The sequence below is a fragment of the Mycobacterium sp. NGS51 genome (assembly GCF_059812525.1).
On record NZ_JCALCV010000007.1, the window covers coordinates 182,697 to 202,741 of the forward strand.

At 64.7% G+C, this 20,045-nt stretch carries 15 protein-coding genes and 1 riboswitch; of the genes, 5 read left to right on the plus strand and 10 right to left on the minus strand.

Going from position 1 to position 20,045, the window contains the following annotated elements; genetic code table 11:
* The first annotated feature begins 51 nt into the window (after window positions 1-51).
* On the plus strand, window positions 52-990 hold the full coding sequence (locus tag AC5Y5W_RS11315) for an NADP-dependent oxidoreductase (RefSeq protein WP_500009478.1): 939 nt from the start codon (window positions 52-54) through the stop codon (window positions 988-990).
* Window positions 991-1,017: 27 nt separating this feature from the next.
* On the opposite strand, the gene AC5Y5W_RS11320 is transcribed toward AC5Y5W_RS11315, so the two are convergent.
* Both AC5Y5W_RS11320 and AC5Y5W_RS11325 read right to left on the minus strand, forming a co-directional pair.
* Entirely contained in the window at window positions 1,018-2,760 is a 1,743-nt protein-coding gene (locus tag AC5Y5W_RS11320) for an NRAMP family divalent metal transporter (protein ID WP_500009480.1), read from the minus strand.
* A 98-nt stretch (window positions 2,761-2,858) separates the two neighbouring features.
* Window positions 2,859-3,044 carry a hypothetical protein gene (locus tag AC5Y5W_RS11325; protein ID WP_500009581.1) on the minus strand — a complete coding sequence of 62 codons (186 nt, stop codon included), beginning with the start codon at window positions 3,042-3,044 and terminating at the stop codon, window positions 2,859-2,861.
* Window positions 3,045-3,288: 244 nt separating this feature from the next.
* A riboswitch (M-box (ykoK) riboswitch) is annotated at window positions 3,289-3,462 on the minus strand.
* Window positions 3,463-3,534: 72 nt separating this feature from the next.
* On the opposite strand from AC5Y5W_RS11325, the gene AC5Y5W_RS11330 reads away from it, so the two are divergent.
* Entirely contained in the window at window positions 3,535-4,188 is a 654-nt protein-coding gene (locus AC5Y5W_RS11330) for an O-methyltransferase (protein ID WP_500009481.1), read from the plus strand.
* 11 nt (window positions 4,189-4,199) lie between these two features.
* Here AC5Y5W_RS11330 and AC5Y5W_RS11335 read toward each other — a convergent pair whose 3' ends face one another.
* The 8 genes from AC5Y5W_RS11335 to AC5Y5W_RS11370 form a co-directional block, all read right to left on the minus strand.
* Entirely contained in the window at window positions 4,200-6,233 is a 2,034-nt protein-coding gene (locus AC5Y5W_RS11335) for an acyltransferase family protein (protein WP_500009571.1), read from the minus strand.
* A gap of 241 nt (window positions 6,234-6,474) precedes the next feature.
* Complete coding sequence (locus AC5Y5W_RS11340) at window positions 6,475-7,641, minus strand: CaiB/BaiF CoA transferase family protein (protein ID WP_500009482.1); 1,167 nt, start codon at window positions 7,639-7,641, stop codon at window positions 6,475-6,477.
* Window positions 7,634-8,611: an SDR family NAD(P)-dependent oxidoreductase gene (locus AC5Y5W_RS11345; protein ID WP_500009483.1), complete on the minus strand. Its 978-nt coding sequence runs from the start codon at window positions 8,609-8,611 to the stop codon at window positions 7,634-7,636. The genes AC5Y5W_RS11340 and AC5Y5W_RS11345 overlap by 8 nt, the downstream gene beginning before the upstream one ends.
* Complete coding sequence (locus tag AC5Y5W_RS11350) at window positions 8,612-10,444, minus strand: flavin-containing monooxygenase (protein ID WP_500009484.1); 1,833 nt, start codon at window positions 10,442-10,444, stop codon at window positions 8,612-8,614. It abuts the gene before it with no gap.
* Window positions 10,441-11,796 carry an aromatic ring-hydroxylating oxygenase subunit alpha gene (locus AC5Y5W_RS11355; RefSeq protein WP_500009485.1) on the minus strand — a complete coding sequence of 452 codons (1,356 nt, stop codon included), beginning with the start codon at window positions 11,794-11,796 and terminating at the stop codon, window positions 10,441-10,443. Before AC5Y5W_RS11355 ends, AC5Y5W_RS11350 begins: the two co-directional genes overlap by 4 nt.
* A gap of 25 nt (window positions 11,797-11,821) precedes the next feature.
* Window positions 11,822-12,676, minus strand: coding sequence for an SDR family NAD(P)-dependent oxidoreductase (locus AC5Y5W_RS11360; RefSeq protein WP_500009486.1), 855 nt, complete (start codon window positions 12,674-12,676; stop codon window positions 11,822-11,824).
* Window positions 12,677-12,685: 9 nt separating this feature from the next.
* A complete protein-coding gene (locus AC5Y5W_RS11365; protein WP_500009487.1) occupies window positions 12,686-14,119 on the minus strand; it encodes an aldehyde dehydrogenase family protein in 1,434 nt (477 codons plus the stop codon).
* On the minus strand, window positions 14,119-15,822 hold the full coding sequence (locus tag AC5Y5W_RS11370) for a thiamine pyrophosphate-binding protein (protein WP_500009488.1): 1,704 nt from the start codon (window positions 15,820-15,822) through the stop codon (window positions 14,119-14,121). The genes AC5Y5W_RS11365 and AC5Y5W_RS11370 overlap by 1 nt, the downstream gene beginning before the upstream one ends.
* Before the next feature lie 276 nt (window positions 15,823-16,098).
* Here AC5Y5W_RS11370 and AC5Y5W_RS11375 point away from each other — a divergent pair, with 276 nt between their 5' ends.
* From AC5Y5W_RS11375 to AC5Y5W_RS11385, 3 genes are read left to right on the plus strand one after another with little or no spacing between them, the layout of a single operon-like run.
* Window positions 16,099-17,706 (plus strand): SMP-30/gluconolactonase/LRE family protein, encoded by a 1,608-nt coding sequence (locus AC5Y5W_RS11375; RefSeq protein WP_500009489.1) that lies wholly within the window; start codon window positions 16,099-16,101, stop codon window positions 17,704-17,706.
* Window positions 17,657-18,439, plus strand: a complete 783-nt coding sequence (locus tag AC5Y5W_RS11380) for a GntR family transcriptional regulator (protein ID WP_500009490.1) — start codon at window positions 17,657-17,659, stop codon at window positions 18,437-18,439. Before AC5Y5W_RS11375 ends, AC5Y5W_RS11380 begins: the two co-directional genes overlap by 50 nt.
* 43 nt (window positions 18,440-18,482) lie before the next feature.
* Complete coding sequence (locus AC5Y5W_RS11385; RefSeq protein ID WP_500009572.1) at window positions 18,483-20,045, plus strand: AMP-binding protein; 1,563 nt, start codon at window positions 18,483-18,485, stop codon at window positions 20,043-20,045.

Below are 20,045 nucleotides of genomic sequence, written 5' to 3' on the forward strand. Positions count from 1 at the left end.
CTGTAGCGGTTCCGGCAGGCTAGGAGAAAAGCCGTCAGGCAGGAGTCCACGATGCCATCTGAGAAGGCACACGCTGTTCGTTTCGACCGCTACGGCGGGTGCGAAGAGTTGTACGTGGCCGAGATCGATATGCCGTCGCCGGACAACGGCGAGGTGCTCGTCGAAGTGCGCGCCGCGGGGATCAACCCGGGCGAGGCCGGCATCCGGGTCGGAGCAATGCATGAGATGTTCCCCGCGACGTTTCCGTCCGGCCAAGGCAGTGACTTGGCCGGGGTGGTGGCCGGTCTGGGAAGCGGGGTGACCGACTTCGCGCTCGGTGACGAGGTGCTGGGCTTCAGCTTGCGCCGATCCAGCCAGGCCACCCACACCGTCGTCCCGGTGGACCAGTTGATCCCCAAACCCACCGAATTATCGTGGGAAATCGCCGGTTCCCTGTACGTCGCTGGTGTGACCGCCTATGCCGCCGTTCGGGCAGTCGCGCCGCAACCGGGTGAAACCGTTGCGGTGTCTGCGGCTGCCGGAGGAGTGGGCAGCCTGGTCGTACAACTGCTGGTGTTAGGCAAAGCGCAGGTGCTCGGTATCGCCTCGGAACGCAACGCCGACTGGCTACGCACCCACGGTGTCACTCCGATCCGATATGGCGAGGGGCTGGCCGCTCGGCTGCAAGACGCCGCGCCCAACGGAATCGACGCGTTCATCGACTTGTTCGGACCAGACTATGTCCAGTTGGCCGTCGATCTCGGTGTGGCACCGGAGCGGATCGAAACCATCATTTCGTTCGCTAAGGCAGCCGAAGTCGGCGCGAAAACCGAAGGCAGCATGGACGCGTCGACACGGGCGGTATTGGCTGAAATGGCGGACCTGGTCGTCAGCGGTGCGATCGACTTCGACATCGCATCGACCTATCCCCTCGACCGGGTCGCCGAGGCATACGAACAGCTCGAAAAGCGGCATACCCACGGCAAGATTGTGCTGCTGCCGCAGCAATGACCCCGCGCGATGCGTCCCGAGCGCTGCTCAGCCCATACCCGCCTGGGCGATTTTGACGACGACCAACGCCACCGCGACCACCAGGTAGGCGCGCAGGGTGAATAACCCGGCCCTCCTGGCCGGTGACATGACCGGACGCGCCAGCGTCGTCAATGCCGGTGTGCGCCAGTTCGCGCGGTACGCACGATGGACGGCGTTCCGTTCGGCGCGCGTCAGCGTACCGATGTCGTCGAGCTCCTCGACTTCGCCGGTGCTCAGCCCACCGAACGTGGCTGCCACCGATTCCGCGGTGCGTCGATCGGCGGAACGGCGCGCAATAGCGATCACCGTCGCGCCGCCTAAAACCCCGGCTACCGCGCCGACCAGCAAGCCGGCCTTCAGCACAGCAGTGGGCAGGCCCGGGAAAAGAGTCGAGGCCGTCAACGCCAGTGACAGCAACACCAAAGACCACACCGTCGTCCACGCGAAAATGTTCTGCCGCACACTGTTTACCCAGGGGCCAAGCACCGGCCGGTCATTGCACAACAGGACCAGGAAGACGGTCGCCGACGGCAACAAGACGCCGGCGAGCGCCTGCACACCCTGGGTGATCAGACCGAGGATATGGTCGGGACTGAACGCGACGGCAGCCGAAACCGCCAGGATGGCGGCATAGCCACCGTAGAACAGCGGCGCTTCGGAGATCTTCCAGTGCAGGGAGTGCCGCTTGCCGAATGCATCGCCGATGGCGTAGGTCGTGGACAACCCAATCGCATTGGCGCCGATCAGCGACGCGTCCAACAACACGATCGCAAACAGCACCCCGACCGTGCCGCCGACGTGGTGTGACAGGCCCGACGCGACCGCGCCCGCGTCGGTGAAGTGCCCGAAATGCTTGGTGCCGGCGAACCCGAATGCGGTGCAAGCCATCAGCGTTACCGCTCCGGCCATCACCACGACAATGCCCAGGATCAAATCCGCACGACCGTAACGGATCCAGCGGGGCGTGATGCGTTTGTCCACGACATTCGACTGCTGAAAGAACAGCTGCCACGGCGCCACGGTGGTGCCCACGATCGCGACGATCAGCAGCAACACCGTGGAGTCCATTCCACCGGGGAACTGCGGCACCAGTCCGCGGGCGGTGGTGTCCAGCGTGGGGTGCACCATCACCGCCATCGGGATGATCACGACGTTCACTGCGATCAGCACGAACATCAGCCGCTCCCACCGCCGAAACGAGCCGCCGGCCACCACCGCGAACAGCAACACCGCGGCGGCCGGGATCGCCACGGTTTTCGGGCAGCCCAGAAAACCGAGAGCCAATGCGACACCGATGAATTCGGTGACGATGGTCAACGCGTTGAGCAACAGCAGATCTCCGACGCTGAATGCGCCCCAGAACTTGCCGAACCGTTCGAAAATCAGCCGGGCATGGCCGACGCCGGTGACTGCGCCTAGCCGCAGCACCATCTCCTGATTCACGTAGAGCACCGGGATCAGCAGCACCAGAGTCCACAACAGGCCCATCCCGTAGTTCTGCCCGGCCTGCGCGTACGTCGCGACGCCGCCGGCATCGTTGTCGCCGACCATCACGATCAACCCAGGTCCGCTGATGACCATCAGCGTTCGCAGCCGCTGCCAGCGGCTGTGCCGAATTCCATTGTCGTGGTGGCCGATACGGCCGAACGCGCCGACGATGTCGCCGACATGCGCGGAGTCCAGCGCAGCGGTCTCAACGGCCACCGCGGCGCCGGTGTCGCGGCGTACCTCAGTGGAGGATGACGTCATCGCCGTCTCCCTTTCTGGCAGAACTGATCAGCTGAGTTGCAGGCAGCGCGCTAACCCGGCGGCTTCAATTGCCGCCGTAGCCGGTGCGATTCGACGTGTCAGCAGGCGTTGCCGTGGGACGGATGCCCACCCAAAGAGGCCGTGATGACGGCCGGGGCCATCCGCGATACATACAGGTTCGCCCGCTCCTGCGGGGTCAGGTTGCGGCGAGCCCGCCACCGAGCGGTCGCCCGCCGGCTGGCGTGCAGCATGGGCGAAATACGGTGTGCAACAACAAATGCCATGATCTTCTCCTGCCGGTAGCCCGGCCGGACCTCAGGCTGTCCGGCGGCCTGGAGTAGACCCCCACGGGGGAGGCTCAGGCTGCAGGAATGCCGCGACCGGGTCGGGACGAAATGGATATCGAATACGGATAAGGACTATCGCTGGGACTCATCTCGCCCTCACCTCCTCACGGCCAGGACACACGCGGGTGTCGCTACAGTGCACGCACAGCGAGGAAAGAACGCCCGACGGAAAACCCGCGGACGCGCATCCCTCTCGTCGGAGCTTCGGCACTGCACGGCGTATCCGGACCACCATCCGGAAGCCACTTGGGCTCAACCCTTAAGCCGGGAAGAGCTGTCCTGACCCGGGGCGTCTCTCGACGTTCGGGGTCAGTGGCCTATATCCGTGCAGACGCCTCACCTACCGAGATGCTGCCGTTCCATGGTGGCACCAACTCCGGTGCCCGTCAAACGGAGGGCGAAAAAGGTGTCGCCTACGCTCGTGGCCATGGCAACTACCCTGCAAAATCCCGGAGTCGCGGCTGCTCTCGACCGGATGTACACGGCGGCCAGCGATCAGCTGCCCACGTTGCGCGAACGCCGCGGCGACTTCGGGCAGTCCGCCGGCGCCCAGGAACGCGCGGACGCGATGAGCGAGTTCTACATCCCGGTGACACCGGAGGCAGGGCGGCTGCTGTATGCACTGGTGCGGGCGGCCCGGCCGGCGACCATTGTCGAATTCGGGATGTCTTTCGGCATTTCGGCGATTCACCTGGCGGCGGCGGTGCGCGACAACGGCGTCGGCCGAGTCGTCACAACCGAACTCAGTGTCAGCAAGATCGCGACGGCAAAGCGGACTTTCGCCGAAACGGGGTTAGACGACCTGATCACTGTTTTGGACGGCGATGCGCTCGAGACACTGAAGAGCCTCGACGGACCTGTCGATTTCGTCTTGCTCGACGGATGGAAGGAGCTCTATCTGCCGGTGGTCAAGCTGCTAGAACCACAGCTGTCACCGGGAAGCCTTCTCGTTGCGGACAATACCGACATGGCCGACACCCAGCCTTACCTGGATCACGTGCGAAACCCGGACAACGGCTACGTGAGCGTCAACTTCCTGGCCCGCGAGTCCGGCAGCATGGAGATCAGCTGCCGTACCTAGCTGAGTAGCGACTACCGCAGCGATTCCTCGAGCCACGGGATCAGCCACTCGACGCCCTCGGCGGTCAGGTGCACGCCGTCGCTACGCACCGGGATCCCGTCGACTTTGGCGGTGTAGACGCCTTCGGGGCACAGTTTCTTGTTCAGGTCGAGGATTCCGACACCGGCACGCTGCCCGATAGTGCTGCGCAGCAATGCGTTCCATTGGTCCACCCGCTCGGGCTGATCCTCTGGATGCAGGCTACCGTCCCGCTTTTCGCCCTGGCGGCTGTAGGGCAGGTTAGCTACCGTCAGCGGCGCATCGGTGGAGCTGAGAATGCCGATTGCGCGATCCAACTCACCGACGATATAGGCATCGAATGCCGGGTCACCGATATGGGTCCAACGTCCCTCATTCACCCGATCCACTGTTTCCCAACGCCCGACGACCAGCAAGATGGCATCCGGTTGGTCCTCGGCGATCTGGGCGGCCCATCTGCTCGGCCACGATTCGCATTCGCTTTTTTGATCGAGGGTCTGTTCGAGATACCGGTAGGGGCCGCCGCGTACCATGCTGCAGCCGATGACGGTGTGGTCGACGAAATCGAAGCCCGGCGTCTGGGGAAGGTAGTGCATCAACGTCCAGCCGATCGAGTCACCGAACACCGAAACGGTAAATGGCCGGTGCGGGTCTCGCTGCGCGACTGCGCGCGCGGGTCGGGTGCCACCCGGCGGTGACGGCGAAACGACCGCGACGGACGAAATACCGGGCGGCAGGCCGCTATCAGAAACTCCGCCGGTTTTGACACCGACCGGAACGACCAGCATCGTCACCGCGGCGGCGGTGGTGGCGGTAGCTCCGGCCAGTGGCAGTAGCGGCACCCGCAGCGGTCGCCAGTTGCGGATCGGTTGTTCGATCAGCCACCAGGATGCGGCCGACAACGCCACCGTGGCTGCGCACCGGACAGCGAACAGCGCAGGCCCCGACCAGCCGGTCCGCTCGCCATTGAGCACGAGAAAGATCGGCCAGTGCCACAGATAAACGCCGTAGGAGATGGTGCCCAGCCACACCAGGGGGCGCCAAGACAACACGGTTGCAACGGGCCCGCGCTGGTCCAATGCCACCGGTGCGACGACCAGGACGGCGGCCACTGCCACCGCGACCAGCAGACCCTTGCGAAACTCTTGGGCGCTGCCGGTCGCGTAGTGGACGGCTACCGCCAACGCGGCAAGGCCGATCACCGGCAACAGTCGGGCGGCCCATTTGCCCCAACGGGTCCGGATCAGCGACCAACCGCGGTTCAGCGACGACCAATCGCCCACCAGAAGCGCCGACGCGGCCGCGCCGGTCAACAGCGCCTGCGCCCGGGTGTCGGTGCCGAAATAGACCCGGTCGCGTGACGCATCCGAGGCGAGCAGGACGGCGAGGGCCGCAGATGTCAGTGCGCCGGCCGTGGCGAGCAGGACAACGGCCAGCCGAACGCCGCCCACGGTGGCCAACCTGCCTCGGCGGCGTGCGCGCGCCGCCAATATCACCGCCAGCCCTATCAGCAGCAGCGGCCACACGATGTAGTACTGCTCCTCTACACCGAGCGACCAGGCATGTTGCAAGGGTGAGGGCGGTGCGCCCTGGGTGAAATAGTCGGTCTGCTGCGCAACGAACATCCAGTTCGCCGCCCAGAAGAATGCGGCGACAGCCTCGTCGCGCAGCCCGGTGACCGCGTCGGGCGGAAAGAGATGCCGGGCGACCGCGACGGCCAGCACCATCAATACCAGCGCCGGCAATAGCCGTCGTGCCCGCCGAATCCAAAAGTCGCCCAGGCTGATACGGCCAGTTCGGCCGAGCTCGTCGAGCAGCAGCGAGGTGATCAAAAAGCCACTGAGCACGAAAAAGATATCGACGCCCAGGAACCCACCGGCCAATCCGGGAATGCCGCCGTGGTCGGCGAGCACCAATGCGACTGCTATCGCACGCAGGCCGTCCAGCGCCGGAATTCCCGGGCGGCGCTGTTCTCGTCGGCTGCGATCGCTACCGCGCATACTCGCCAGCCGCGCGGCGCGCCGGATTGGGGCAACCCAGCGAGGCCGCTCAGCACAACGAACCGGCCCAGGGCTTTCCCCGGCCGGTCGGTTGCTGGCCCCTTTTACGCGCCGACTGCCTGCCTCGTCGGTGCCGTCGTTGGCGCTGATACGTCGCTGCCCCTCCCTGCTGGATCAAGGTCAGTTTAGGTGCGACGGCAGCGCGTCACGGGAATGACACGCGTGGCCTCAACGTCCAGTTCAGGTCAACGCGAGGATGCGGTCGAGGCTATTTGGCGTCGGCGGCCAGGCCGAGTTCATCGAGCACGTCGGCGGTGTCGGCACCCAGTTGGGGGGCGGGGCCGGTGACCCGGCCCGGGGTACGCGAAAACCAAGTGGGCACACCGGGAAAACGCACCGGCCCATGTGGCGTTTCCACCGTCTGAAAAAATCCCGCCGTCCTCAGGTGTGGGTTGTCGAACAGGTCGGCGGGGGCACTCAGCGGCGCCGCGGGTATCTCCAGTTCCCGGAACAGCGTCAACCATTCGGCGGTTGTCCGCTCCCTGAGTGTTTCCGCCACCAATGCATAGACGGTGTCGATCTGACGTGCACGCCGCTCGAGCGTGGCGTATTGGGAGTCGGCCCACGGCGGTCGCACCGCGTTGATGAAGGCCGACCAGTGCTTGTCGTTGTAGATCAGCGCCGCGACATACCCGTCACTGGTTCGGTACGGCCGCCGATTGGGCGCCACCGTGCGGGGATAGACCGCCGGGCCGAGCGGAGGATCGAACATCGCGCCGTTGGCATGCTCGACGAGCATGAATGACGCCATCGTCTCGAACATGGCGATCTCGACTTCTTGTCCTTCACCGGTGCGTTCGCGGTGATACAGGGCCATCATCGTGGCGTAGAGCGCCGTCAGCCCGGCAACCTTGTCCGCCATGATGGTTCCCACATAGCTGGCCTCACCGGTCAGTTGTTCTTGAACGGCCGGCAGTCCGCAGGCCGCCTGGATGGTGTCGTCGTAGGCGGGTAAATCCCGGTCCGGCCCGCGCCGGCCATACCCGTAACAGTTGGTGTAGACGATGGCGGGGTTGATCGCAGCCACGTCGTCGTAACCAAACCCGAGCCGGGCAATCGCCTTGGACCGCATCGAGTGAACGAACACGTCAGCGGTCGCAACCAGCGCTTGCAGCGCTGACTTTCCGGGCTGTGACTGCAGGTCGAGCACGACGCTGCGCTTGCCGCGGTTCACGTTGACGAACACGCCGCTCATCGACGGTTCGGGCCCGACCGAGATGTAGCGGGTGTTATCCCCTTCCGGCGGCTCAACTTTGATCACGTCGGCACCCATGTCGGCCATGATCTGCGTGCAATACGGTCCCATCACCATCGCGGTCAGATCGACGACCCGCACGCCGGCCAGCGGACCGGTCCGGTTGTTGGCGCTAGGCATGACGCGCTCCTTGGGCTTGATTGTCCGGCTTCTCCTCAGGCCGCTGCGCGGCCTGCATCGTCGCCGGAAGTGCCATCGCGAAGCTGTAGCGAATGTGATCGACGTGGCCGTCCGGAACCACCGGAAACGTCACCGGCGCGGCTGCCTCGCCAATGGCGGCCATCTGGTCGCCGACGTCCTCGATCGACCACGACGGTCGGTATACGCCTGGGGTCTCGCTGATGACCGCCTTCGCTACCCGACCCGCGATGGCGATCAGCATTTCCCCGGTGATCGAGCAGGCTTCGTGAGCCAGCCACCCCACCACCGGCGCCACCAGCTTGGGATCCATCGGCGGGTAGGCCGAAATATCCAGGCCTTCAGCCATTCTGGTGACCGCGGACGGGACGATGACGTTGCAAACCACGTTGTCCGCGGCTCCTTCGAGCGCGACGACGTTGGATAGGCCGATGATGCCGGCCTTGGCGACGGCATAATTGGCGACGCCGTGGTTGCCGTACAGCCCGCCGATCGACGATGTCAACACGATGCGTCCGTAGTGCGCGTCGCGCATGAGCGGGAAGGCGGGCCGCACCACATGAAAGGCCCCCCGTAAGTGGACATCCAGCACGGCGTCGAAGTCCTGGTAGGTCATCTCGGCTAGTGATGCCCGACGAACGGTGCCCGCGTTGTGGATCAGAATGTCGATGCCACCGTAGCGCTCCAGTGCCGCCGCAACGATGGCTTGGCCGCCGGTGGCGGTTGCCACCGATTCGGTGCAGGCCACGGCCTCGCCGCCGGCTGCCCGGATTTCGTCGACCACCCCACCGGCGGGGCCAGAATCAGCGCCGTCGCCGGTCAAGCTGCTGCCGGTGTCGTTGACGACGATCTTGGCGCCCCTGCTCGCCAGCAGCAGGGCGTAGGCGCGGCCCAATCCGCGGCCGGCGCCGGTGACGACGGCCACCCGATCGTCGAATCTCAGTTCAGCCATTCACATTCCCAGCATGAGGCCGTCGAGATCGCCCTTGTCGCGCCATTGCGCCAACAGGTCACCAAAGGCGTAGAAGCCGGGTCCATAGGGTTCGCCGAGGTGTGACCGGATGCCTTCTCCCCCGCCGCCGCCTTCGTTGTTGTAGTAGCCGGGCGTGCATTGGGCGTCGAACGCAGAGTTGTCAATGGCGGTCTCGCGGATCGTCCTCCCCCAGATGTCCTGGGCTGCATGGCTCGGCTCTACCGTTGTGGCTCCGCGCGCCAGGGTTTCGGCGATGATGTAGGCGATGTGCTCGCCCTGTAGCTCGTAGTTGGCGGCGATGTTGGCGGAGATGCCCACCTGGGTGAAGCCGGTGAAGAACTGATTGGGGAAACCCGCGCTGGTCATCCCGTGCAGTGTCTTGTAGCCGTGATCCCAGTAGTCGAACAGCGACAACCCGTCGCGGCCTTCGATCGCATCGATCGAGTAGCGCCGACTGAGCTCGGTCGTGATCTCGAAGCCGCTGGCGTAGATGATGCAATCGACTTCGTACTCAACGCCATTGGCCACCAGCCCGTTATGGGTGATCCGTTCCACCCCTTTGGACGACGAGACGTCGACCAGGGTCACATTGGGCCGGTTGAACGTCGAGAGATACTCGTCGTTGGAAAGTGGCCGCTTGCAGAGGAACCGGTAGTAGGGCTTGAGCGCCTCGGCAGTCTGCGGGTCTTCGACGATGCTGTCGATGCGACGCCGCAGCCGCTCCATGACCTTGTAGTCTTCTTCCTCCCGAATTGCCATGAACTGCTCCGGAGTCATCGACGCCGGATCCTCCAGTGCCAGTACCCGTGCCGCGGTATTGCGACCGAGTTCGGTCCAAAAGTCGCAGACCAGATCGGGCTGTCCGAGTGCCATCCCTTCGAATGTCCAGGAGTGGAAGTTGCGCTGCCGTTCCTTCTGCCAGCCCGGCTGCAGGGACTTCACCCACTCGGGATCGGTTGGCGCATTGTCGCGCACGTCAACCGACGACGGCGTGCGCTGAAATACATACAGCTGCTGGGCATGGCGGCCCAGGAACGGCACGATCTGAATCGCCGTGGCGCCGGTGCCGATGACGGCGACGCGTTTGTCGGCCAGCTTGTCCAGTCCACCGGTGGTGTCCCCGCCGGTATAGCCGTAGTCCCAACGCGACGAGTGGAAGCTGTGGCCATTGAAGTCCTCGATGCCGGGGATGCCGGGCAGCTTGGGCCGGTGAAAGGGGCCCGAAGCCATCACGACGAAGCGCGCGCGGATGTCGTCAGCGCGGTTGGTGTTGATTCGCCAGCGCTTGAGCTCCTCGTCCCAGCGCAGCGCGCGCACCTGGGTGGAGAAGATCGCGGAATCGTAGAGTCCGAAGTGTTTGCCGATGCGCCGGCAATGCTCGTAGATCTCGGCGCCGTCGGCGAACTTCTTCGAGGGCATGAAGTCCAGCTCTTCGAGCATCGGGATGTAGCAGTAGGATTCGTTGTCGCACTGGATGCCCGGATAGCGGTTCCAATACCAGACGCCACCGAAGTCGCCGCCCAGCTCGACGATCCGGACGTCGTCGACGCCGGCCTTCTTCAGGTGGGCGGCCGCGAGCAAACCGCCGAAGCCGCCGCCCAGTACCGCGACGTCGATCTCTTCACTGATCGGATCGCGGGGCGTGATCGGCGTATACGGATCGGTTTCGTAGTAGCCGGCGAAGTCGTCTTCGAGCTCGATGTATTGCTTGGAACCCTCGGCGCGCAGCCGCTTCTCGCGCTCCTGCCGATACTTTTCGCGCAGCGCCGGGATGTCGATGTCATCCGGGGTGTCTGTCGACTCGCAGGTCACGCGAGCTCCTTTGGTTCGCCGGTGCCCATGTACTTCGACAGCTGGTAGTGCAGATTGACCGTGCTGCGTTCGCGATACGGGTTGGGTTTGGTGCCGGGGAAGCCAAGAGATTTCATGCCCTGCTGGACCGCGGCCATGTTGGAGAAGTCCTGCGGTAGCACACTGAGCCAGTTCGGGTCACCAACCGGCGTGTAGACCCATTCGGTCTGTGGCTCTTGGCCGTTCGGGAAGAGTTCGAACACCGCGACTTCGAAGATGCACTTGTTCGGGTCATAGCTCGGGTCGGGGCGGGCGCTGTAGCACAGTGCGCTGGTCAGACCCTGGCCGATCTGGAAGTTCGGGAAGATCTGCCATGCGGTTCCGCTCTGTCCCAGGATGTCGGGCGGGATCGTCGGCCAAACCACACCGCGGGCGGCGTCGTCACGGCGCGCCGACGACAACCAGTGTTCGAGGACCTGATCGGCCGGGGTATCTTCGGGCAACTCGTCGACCAACCGCAGGGCGGCATCCACCAGCGTCTGAGTGGTGGTGGCATTGGTTTCCTGCAGGGTGTAGAGCTGCATCTCGGCGGTCGACACCCGGGGGTCCGCGCCGGTGCCCAGCCGGACTTTGGACTTGGTCGCCTCGAGCTCTTCGGGAGCGTCGTAACCGATGTTGCTGTGCTTGCCCTGCGCCTTGGCCCAGCCTTTGAATTCGCCGAACTTGTTGAACTCCGGATGTGTTGCCGCAACGTGGTAGGTCTCGTTGAAGGCCTCCATCGCGACTTTCCAGTTGCAGTCGAACTGCAGCCATTTGCGCCACTTGTAGCGCATGTTCTCCAAGCCGAACGGGTCGAGGATTTTCGCGGCCGGATGCAGGTAGTCCATCAGCGACTCGCACTCGGGATCCATGTTGATCCACAGCCAACCGCCCCAGGTGTCGACCCGCACGCTTGCCAGATGGGTGCTGTCGGCGGTCAGCGCGTTCTGCCAGTCGGGTTGCTCGCGGATGTAGGTGCAGGCGCCGTCCAAGTCGTAGGTCCAGCCGTGGAACCCGCAGACGAACGACTTTCGCGTGCGCCCACAGCCGTTCTTCGCGCCCGGTGGAGTGTCGATCAGCCGGCGGCCGCGGTGCATGCAGACGTTGTGGTGGGCTTTGAACTCGCTCGCCCCGGTACGCACTACGATGATCGAATCGTCGAGGATGTCGTAGGTGAGGTAACTGCCTACCTCTGCCAGCTCCTCGACCCGGCCGACTTGCAGCCACACTTTCCGCCACAGCTTGTCGCGCTCGGCCCGCGCGTACTGTTCCGAGATGTAGGCGTCCACGCCGATCGTCACGGGCGCGGATAGCTCTTCGCCGTTGGTCGTCACTGCGTCCTCGCTTCTCGAACTCGTATCATGCGTCGTCCCAGCGCTTTATCGCTGCGCGGAACGATTCGTCCTTGAGGAACAGGGACGTGTTGTCCGCGTCGAGATGACTCCATTTGAGGCTCAGGCCGCCGTCGACGAGGAGTGTCTGCCCGGTGATGTAGCTCGACAGGTCGGACAGCAGAAACAGAATGGCGCCGGCTTGTTCCTCGGGCCGACCGCGCCGCCCCATCGCGATCGCCCGGCGATCGCGGTCTGGATCGTCGTCGACGTAGGTGCGTGATGCCGCCGTCTCGGTGACACCCGGCGCGACCGCGTTGACCCGGATGCCGTCGGCTGCCAGTTCGACCGCCATGGTGCGGGTCATCGCCGCCACCGCAGCCTTGGCCGTTCCATAGGCGATGTGGAACGGCGCGGTGTTCATGCCGCTGATCGAGGCGATCGAGACGATGGAACCGGGCCTGCTGTGTTTCTTCAGCTCCGCAGCCACCGCCTGGCTCATGAAGAACGTGGTTTCGAGGTTGGCGGCAAACAGCTCTCGCCAATCGGTTCGGCTCACCCGGGTCGACGGCATCCACGTCGACGGCGCCGCGCCGCCCGCGACATTGACAAGCCCATACAGCTCGCCCGGGATGAAACCCACCTGGTCGATGACTGTGGCAATGCCGTCGTCGGTCGACGCGTCGGCGGCCACCGGCACCACCGAAAGGCCTTGTCGTGCCAGCGGTGCGATGTGCTGATCGAGATTCTCCTTCGATCGGCTCACCGCGACCACCGTGGCTCCCGTCTCGGCGGCCATGGCGGTCACGGTGGTGCCGATGCCACCACCGCCGGCGCCGGACACCACGACGATGCGGCCCTCAAGATTCAGGAGGTTACCCATGGCTTGCTTTCAGCCGGCGGTTTCCGGTGCGTAGCCGAGGATCGCCTTGGTCTCCAGGTATTCGTCGAAGCCGAACTCGCCCCATTCGCGTCCGTTGCCGCTGCGCTTGTAGCCGCCGAAACCCGCGTGGAAATCGAACCCGTCGTTGATCACCACCCAGCCCGACTTGAGCCGGCGCGCGATTGCCCGAGCCTTCTCGACATCGTCGGCGGCAACGTAGCCGGCGAGACCGTAATCGGTGTCGTTGGCGATCTCGATGGCCTGGTCGACGCTGTCGTAGCCGAGGATCGACAGCACCGGCCCGAAAATTTCCTCACGGGCAATCGTCATGTCGTTGCCGACCTCGGCGAAAACCGTTGGCTTGACGTAGTAGCCCGTTTCCAGTCCGTCGGGGCGTCCGGTGCCGCCGGTGACCAGGGTGGCGCCCTCGTCGATACCCTTCTGGATCAGCGCCTGGATTTTCTCGTACTGGGCCCCGGAAACCACCGGACCCAACGCGGCATCTCCAGCGGGGTCGCCGACGGTGAGCTTCGACGTGGCCTCCCTGGCGATATCGATAGCTTCGGCAATCCGGGTGTTGGGCACCAGCATGCGCGACGGCGCACTGCAGGTTTGCCCGGAGTTACCCATCATGCTGGTGACGCCGGCGCTGACATGCTCGGCGAAGGCCGCGTCATCGAGAACGATGTTGGGTCCCTTCCCACCAAGCTCCTGGGTGACGCGCTTGACGGTGGGCGCAGCGTTACGGGCGATTTCAATGCCGGCGCGGGTCGAGCCGGTAAACGACACCATGTCCACATCGGGATGACCGGCAAGTGCCACGCCCACGCCCGGGCCGTCGCCCTGCACCAGATTGAACACGCCGGCGGGAACGCCTGCGGCATGCAGGATCTCGGCGAAGATCTGAGCCGAGAACGGTGCCATCTCCGAGGGCTTGAGCACTGTCGTGCAGCCGGTCGCCAGCGCTGGGAAGACTTTGACGGCAACCTGGTTCATCGGCCAATTCCACGGCGTGATCAGGCCGCAAACGCCGATCGGCTCCTTGACGATCAGCGTCGCACCGCGCTGCTCTTCGAAAGTGTACGACGTCAGCACGTCGATGGCGGTGTTCAGGTGCCCGAGTCCTAACCCGACCTGAGGACCGGCGGCGAGTGCGGCCGGTGCGCCCATCTCTTCGGTGATCGCCGAGGCGAGATCGTCAGCGCGCTGCTGGTATTCGGTGAGAATCCGAACCAGAACGTCGAGCCTTTCCTCTTTACTGGTTACCGACCAACTGGTGAAAGCCCGCCGGGCCGCCGCGACCGCCCGGTCGACATCAGCGCTTGAGCCGAGCGCTACCCGCCCGCAAACCTGTTCAGTGGCCGGGTTTTCGACGTCGACGGTCCGCGGCTCGGCCGGCTCGACCCACTGGCCGTCGATGTAGAGCTTGAGGTATTCACGCATCACTGGGTTCCTTCGGCGTACCAGGTCCGGAATTCGTCGTAGCTGGGCATCTCCTCGGAATTGACCTTCGGGTCGATCGGCACGTGGATGACACCGACTTTGCCGCTGGCGTAAGCCCGTTCGATCGCCGGCCCGATCTCCTCGGCGTGTTCGACGTATTCACCGTGGCAGCCAAAGCCCTCGGCGATCTTGTCGAATCGCACATCTTTGCTCCAGTGCACGCCGGTTTCCAGCGATCCCTGGCCGAAGGTGCGCTTGTACACGCCCACCTCCAGTCCCCACTGGTGGTCCACACCGACCACGCAGACCAGTGGCAGACCCAGGCGCGCAGCGGTTTCCAGTTCCGAGATATGGAACATGAAGGATGAGTCGCTGGTGAGCAGCATGACCGGCCGCTTTTTTCCGTCGGCAACCGACGCCCCGACGGCATACGGCAGGCCGGTTCCGATGTGGCCGAAATTCTGGTTCCAGATGACGTCGTGCGGCTTGGCCTGCGAATAGGTCCACTGAAAAATGACCGTGGCGCCGCCGTCACGGACCAAGATCCCGTCCTGGGGGAAGACCTTTGTCGCTTCGACCACGAAACGTGCGGTGTGCAACGGTGTTCCAGACGGGGCGGATTTCCCAAGCTCTGCGATGCGTGCGGCATCCCGCGCCACCCAGTCGTCGAGTTCGGCTGAGGCGCCGCGTGGTGAATCCTTGAGGGCCTCGACAAGCTGCGGAACGATTGCCCGCAGGTCTCCGACCAGCGGGACGTCGATGCGCCGGTTCACGCCGATAGCTTTGGGATCGAGTTCGACGCCGATCCACTTCCTGCTGCCGTCGTTGGCGGCCCAATGCCGGCCCTTGCCGTAGTGCACCGGCTCGCCGAGTTCGGTGCCGATAGCGATGCACAGATCGGATTGCACCACCGCCTCGACAGCCGACGGCGAGAACCCGTAGGGGAAGGTGCGATCTTCGATGCCCTTGATGAACGCGGTTCCGCCGGACGTCTGGATCACCGGGCAATTCACGAGTTTGGCGAGCGCCTCCACCGCTTCTCCGGCCCGGGCACATTGCACGGCGTGGCCGACCAACAGAATCGGCTGATCGGCCTTTCTGATCAGCTCCACCGCCTTGTCGACCATCTGCGCGCTCGCGCCCTGGTTGACCAGCCGGTAGGCGTCCGGCGGCAACGGCGCCGGCACGTCGAGTTCTTCGAGGATGACGTGCGCCGGGTATTCGATGTAGGCCGGGCCGGGTGTGCCCGTCTGTGCGCTGCGCAGCGCTTCGCGGACAATCTCGTCGGTCTGGTCGGCGTATTCGATGCTGGCCGCGTACTTCACCGACGGCGCCAGCAACGGGATCTGCGAGACGAACTGGATGCGGCCGCGTCGCACCCGCTGCTCGGTGATGCGGGCCCGCTGACCGCCCAAGAAGATGACCGGCGAATTCTCGACTTTTGCGCACATCATTGATCCGGCCAGGTTGGCCAGGCCCGGCCCCAGGGTGCCGATGCACAGGCCGGGCTTTCCGGTCATCCGCGACACCGCGTCGGCCATGAACCCGGCACATTCCTCGTGATGGGGCGCCACGACATCCCAGCCGCGCTCTTCCGCGGCATGAAACAGGTGAACGAAATTCGGGTCCGGGATGCCGAAGAGCGTGGTGATGCCCTCTGCCTCGAAAAGGTCGAGGATCCGCTCGTACACCTTCACGGCCATGGTCAGCTCGCTCCAGTTCGCCGGATTTTGACCGTCAATTGTCTGGACAAGATGCTTTCTCCCGCTACCTATTGAGAATCTAATTCTAAGTTACGCAGAACATGATTCATCAGTCGTGCTGCACGGTCAAGGATGCGGTTTTACGCCCGGTGGATGACGGTCGAATGCCGCCTCGGCCGGACAGCAGCGACATTAGGGCTCACCAAACGGGCCTCTTGTATGGACCAATTGCGGTTGCTAGCCTTCCAGCCACCGACTACCGGGAGAACATCGCCGATGACGTTGCAAGACGGCCGCTATCCGGCCGGTCCTGTGCCCGGCCTCGCCGAAGGCTGGACGCTGGACCGGCTCACGCCGCCGAGTCGACTGTTCGGCGCCAACGGCCTGCGCACCGGCCCCGACGGCCGGGTCTACATCGCGCAAGTGACCGGCAGCCAAATCAGCGCCCTCGACCTTGGGTCCGGGCAACTGAGCACCGTCAGCGCCAAAGGCGGCGACATCATTGCTCCCGACGATGTGGCCTTCGACCCGGGCGGCAATCTCTACGCCACCGAGGTCATGGACGGCCGGGTCAGTGCGCGCAGCACCGGCGGACGCACCCGAGTGTTGCGGGACGATATCCCGTCGGCCAACGGCATCACGTTCGATCAGGGCCGGCTGTTCATCGGCGAATGCCGCGAGGGGGGACGGCTACTGGAACTCGACCTCAACGGCGGTGCACCGCGAGTGCTGCTGGAGAATGTGCCGTCGCCCAATGCCATGGAGGTCGGCCCGGACGGCTTGCTGTATTTCCCGGTGATGGGCGCCAATGAGATCTGGCGGATCGACCCCGAGGGCGGCGAGGCGCAGCGAGTCGCCGCGGGTCTCGGCGTCCCGGATGCGGTGAAGTTCGACGGCCAGGGCCAGCTCGTCTCGACTCAGGTGCACAGCGGCCAGGTGCTGCGGATCGATCCGCGCACCGGCGATTCCACGGTGCTGGCCACGCTCAACCCGGGCCTGGACAACCTGACGTTTGTGGGCGATCGGCTGTTCGTTTCGAATTTCACCGGCGAGATCACTGAAGTCCTCGACGGTGGCCAGACGCAGACCGTGTTGCCCGGCGGATTGAATTGGCCGTTGGATCTGACCGTCGGCGCTGACGGGGAGCTCTACATCGCCGACGGCACGTATTTCTATGTGTTGGGCTGTGCCGGCGATTTGCGGACCGTCGGCATGTTGTTCACCCCCGGCTACCCGGGGTTCCTGCGCGGTGTGACGGCGACGGCACCGGGTGAGTTTGTCGTCACCACCTCGGGTGGACAGGTTGCGCGGTACCGGCCGGCCGACAGCGAAACCGCAGTGCTGGCTGACGGATTCGATCAGCTCTACGGCGTGGTGGTCGGCCCCGGTGACGACGTCGTGGTCGCCGAACTCGGAACGGGACGGGTGTTGTCGATCCGCGGCGACCAGATTGCGGTGATCGGCTCCGATTTGCGCGAGCCGGTCGGTGTGGCGATCGCACCCGACGGCGGTTACCTCGTCTCGGAAGCGGGTGCCGGGCGGGTGGTCAAGCTCGACGGATCCCGCGCCGACACCGTGCTGGACGGTCTACAGCGGCCCCAGGGCATCCTGGTGCACGATCGGCAGCTGTATGTCGTCGACGCCGGCGCGAAAGCGCTGATCGCGTTCGATCTCCAGGACCGCAGCCGTCGCACGATCGCCGCTGAGTTACCGGTCGGCGCGCCCGCGGGTGTGGTGCCCAAACCGCTGCGGGGCATGCCACCGTTCTCCGGCCCTCAGGGCCCGTTCGCCGGTATCGCCGCCGGACCCGACGGCACGCTCTATCTGTCAGCCGATGGCGACGGCAGTGTGCTGGCCTTACGCCGAGTGGGCCACCATGCCTGATGCGCAACCAACCGACCATCGTTATCTGCAGGTCGCACGGACCCTGCGCAAAGAGATCGTTGACGGGGTGTATCCCGTCGGATCGCAGCTTCCCACCGAACACCAACTGTGCGAACGGTTCTCGGTCAGCCGGTACACCATCCGCGAAGCGTTGAGACGGTTGCGGGACGACAACCTCGTCGCATCGCGGCCGCGAGCCGGCACTCTCGTCGTGCCCCGGGCGTCCTCGGACTCCTACATGCAAGACGTGGTGTCGATCAACGACCTGCTGGCGTTTGCGACGGGAGCGCAATTCGCCATCGATTCCACCAAGATGATGGTGATCGACGGCGACCTGGCAACCCGGACCGGCCTGATCAGCGGCGAAGAATGGCTGGCCGTGTACGGCTTCCGTCAGGTGGAGGGCGCCGAGTTCCCGGTCTGCCGGACCGAGTACTACATCAACCGGGCGTTCGCCGCCGTGGGCAGACTCTTGCAACGCCATACCGGTCCGATCTTCCCGCTGATCGAAGATCTTTTCGGGCTGAGCATCGTCGAGGTACGCCAAGAGATCGCCGCCGTGCTCATCTCACCGGCATTGGCCGGCGAACTCAGTGTCGCCGCCGGAACACCGGGGCTTGAAGTGCACCGCACCTACACCACGTCGGACGGCGATGTTGCGCAGGTGACCATCAATACCCACCCGGGGGCGCGCTTTCGTCACTCGATGACGATGCGACGTGTCCGGGGCTAAGGTGATTCGTCTGGTGAACGCAGAACTGATCGCTGGTCGAACGATCCGCCGGGACGACGCGCGCGCGGCCGACGCGTATGCCCGCGGGTGGTGGGTCTCGGGCACCCTGGCTGATTCGCTGGCCGAGGTCGCGCAGCGCACACCGTACCGAATTGTGGTGGTCGACGGTGAAACTCGGTTGGACTGCCGGACGCTCTACGCCGAATCGACGGCGCTGGCGCAGGCCATGGTGGAGCGGATGCCGGTCGGCAGCGTGGTGTCGTTCATGCTGCCCAACTGGCACGAGGCCACGGTCATCTACCTGGCCGCGACGATGGCCGGAATGGTGGTGAACCCCATCCTGCCGTCCCTGCGGGATCGTGAGCTGGCCTTCATCCTCGAAGACTGCGGCAGTCGAATGGTCTTCGTGCCCAGTGGGTCCGAGCGCCACGACTATCTGTCGATGCTGGATCGGGTGACGGCCCAGTTAGATTCTCCCCCGCAGGTGGTCGCGGTACGTGAGCGGGGCGACAGTGCTCACACCTCATTGGAGTCGTTGCTGCACCATCAGACATCACCGGCCGCGCTCCCGGCACTGAACCCAGATGCCGTACGCATGGTCCTTTACACCTCCGGAACAGCAGGTCGACCGAAGGGTGTTCTGCACAGCCATAACTCGATGCACGCATTGATCTGCCAGATCCGTGACTACTGGCAGGTGCGTGCCGGTGACACGTTTTTGGTGCCCTCACCGATCGCGCACGTCGGCGGTTCGATCTACGCGTTCGAATGCCCGCTGATACTGGGTAGCACAGCGGTGCTGATGGACCGCTGGAACGCCGACGCCGCCGTACAGCTGATGCAGTCCGAGCGCTGTACCCACATTGCCGGCGCAACACCGTTTTTGGAGCAGATACTCGTGGCCGCGCAGCGTGCCGGTACCCGACTACCGGATTTGAAACTGTTCGTGTGCGGTGGCGCGTCGGTGTCGCCACCACTGATCGCGAGCGCCGCAGCCTATTTCGAGCAGGCCGTCGTCACCCGGGTATACGGCTCAACCGAGGTCCCGGTGACCACGGTGGGCTCGCCACTCAACGCCCAGCAAGCCGCAGTTACCGACGGCCACGCCGGCTTCGCGGAGATCACGCTGCGCGACGGCGAAATCCGCGCACGCGGGCCGCAAATGCTGATCGGTTATCTGCATGCCGACGACGAGGCCGAGGCTTTCGATGCCGACGGCTACTTCCGCACCGGCGACCTCGCGCACTGGGTCGATGACGACTACCTGGTGGTGACGGGTCGCGCCAAAGACATCATCATCCGCAGCGGCGAAAACATCGCGCCCAAGGAGATAGAGGACATCCTGATCACCCATCCCGGCATCGCCGAGGTCGCCGTCGTGGGCCTTCCCGACGATCGCACCGGCGAGCGCGCCTGCGCCGTCATCGTGCCCTCCGATCCACCCGAGCCCGACGTCGCCACACTCCGCGACTTTCTGCAGCAGCAGGGGCTGGCGACATTCAAAGCGCCTGAGCAAGTGGTCAGCTGGCCGCAGTTACCCCGAAACGACGCGGGCAAGGTGTTGAAGCATCAGATCAAGGCGGCGCTGATGAATACGGAGCAGTGA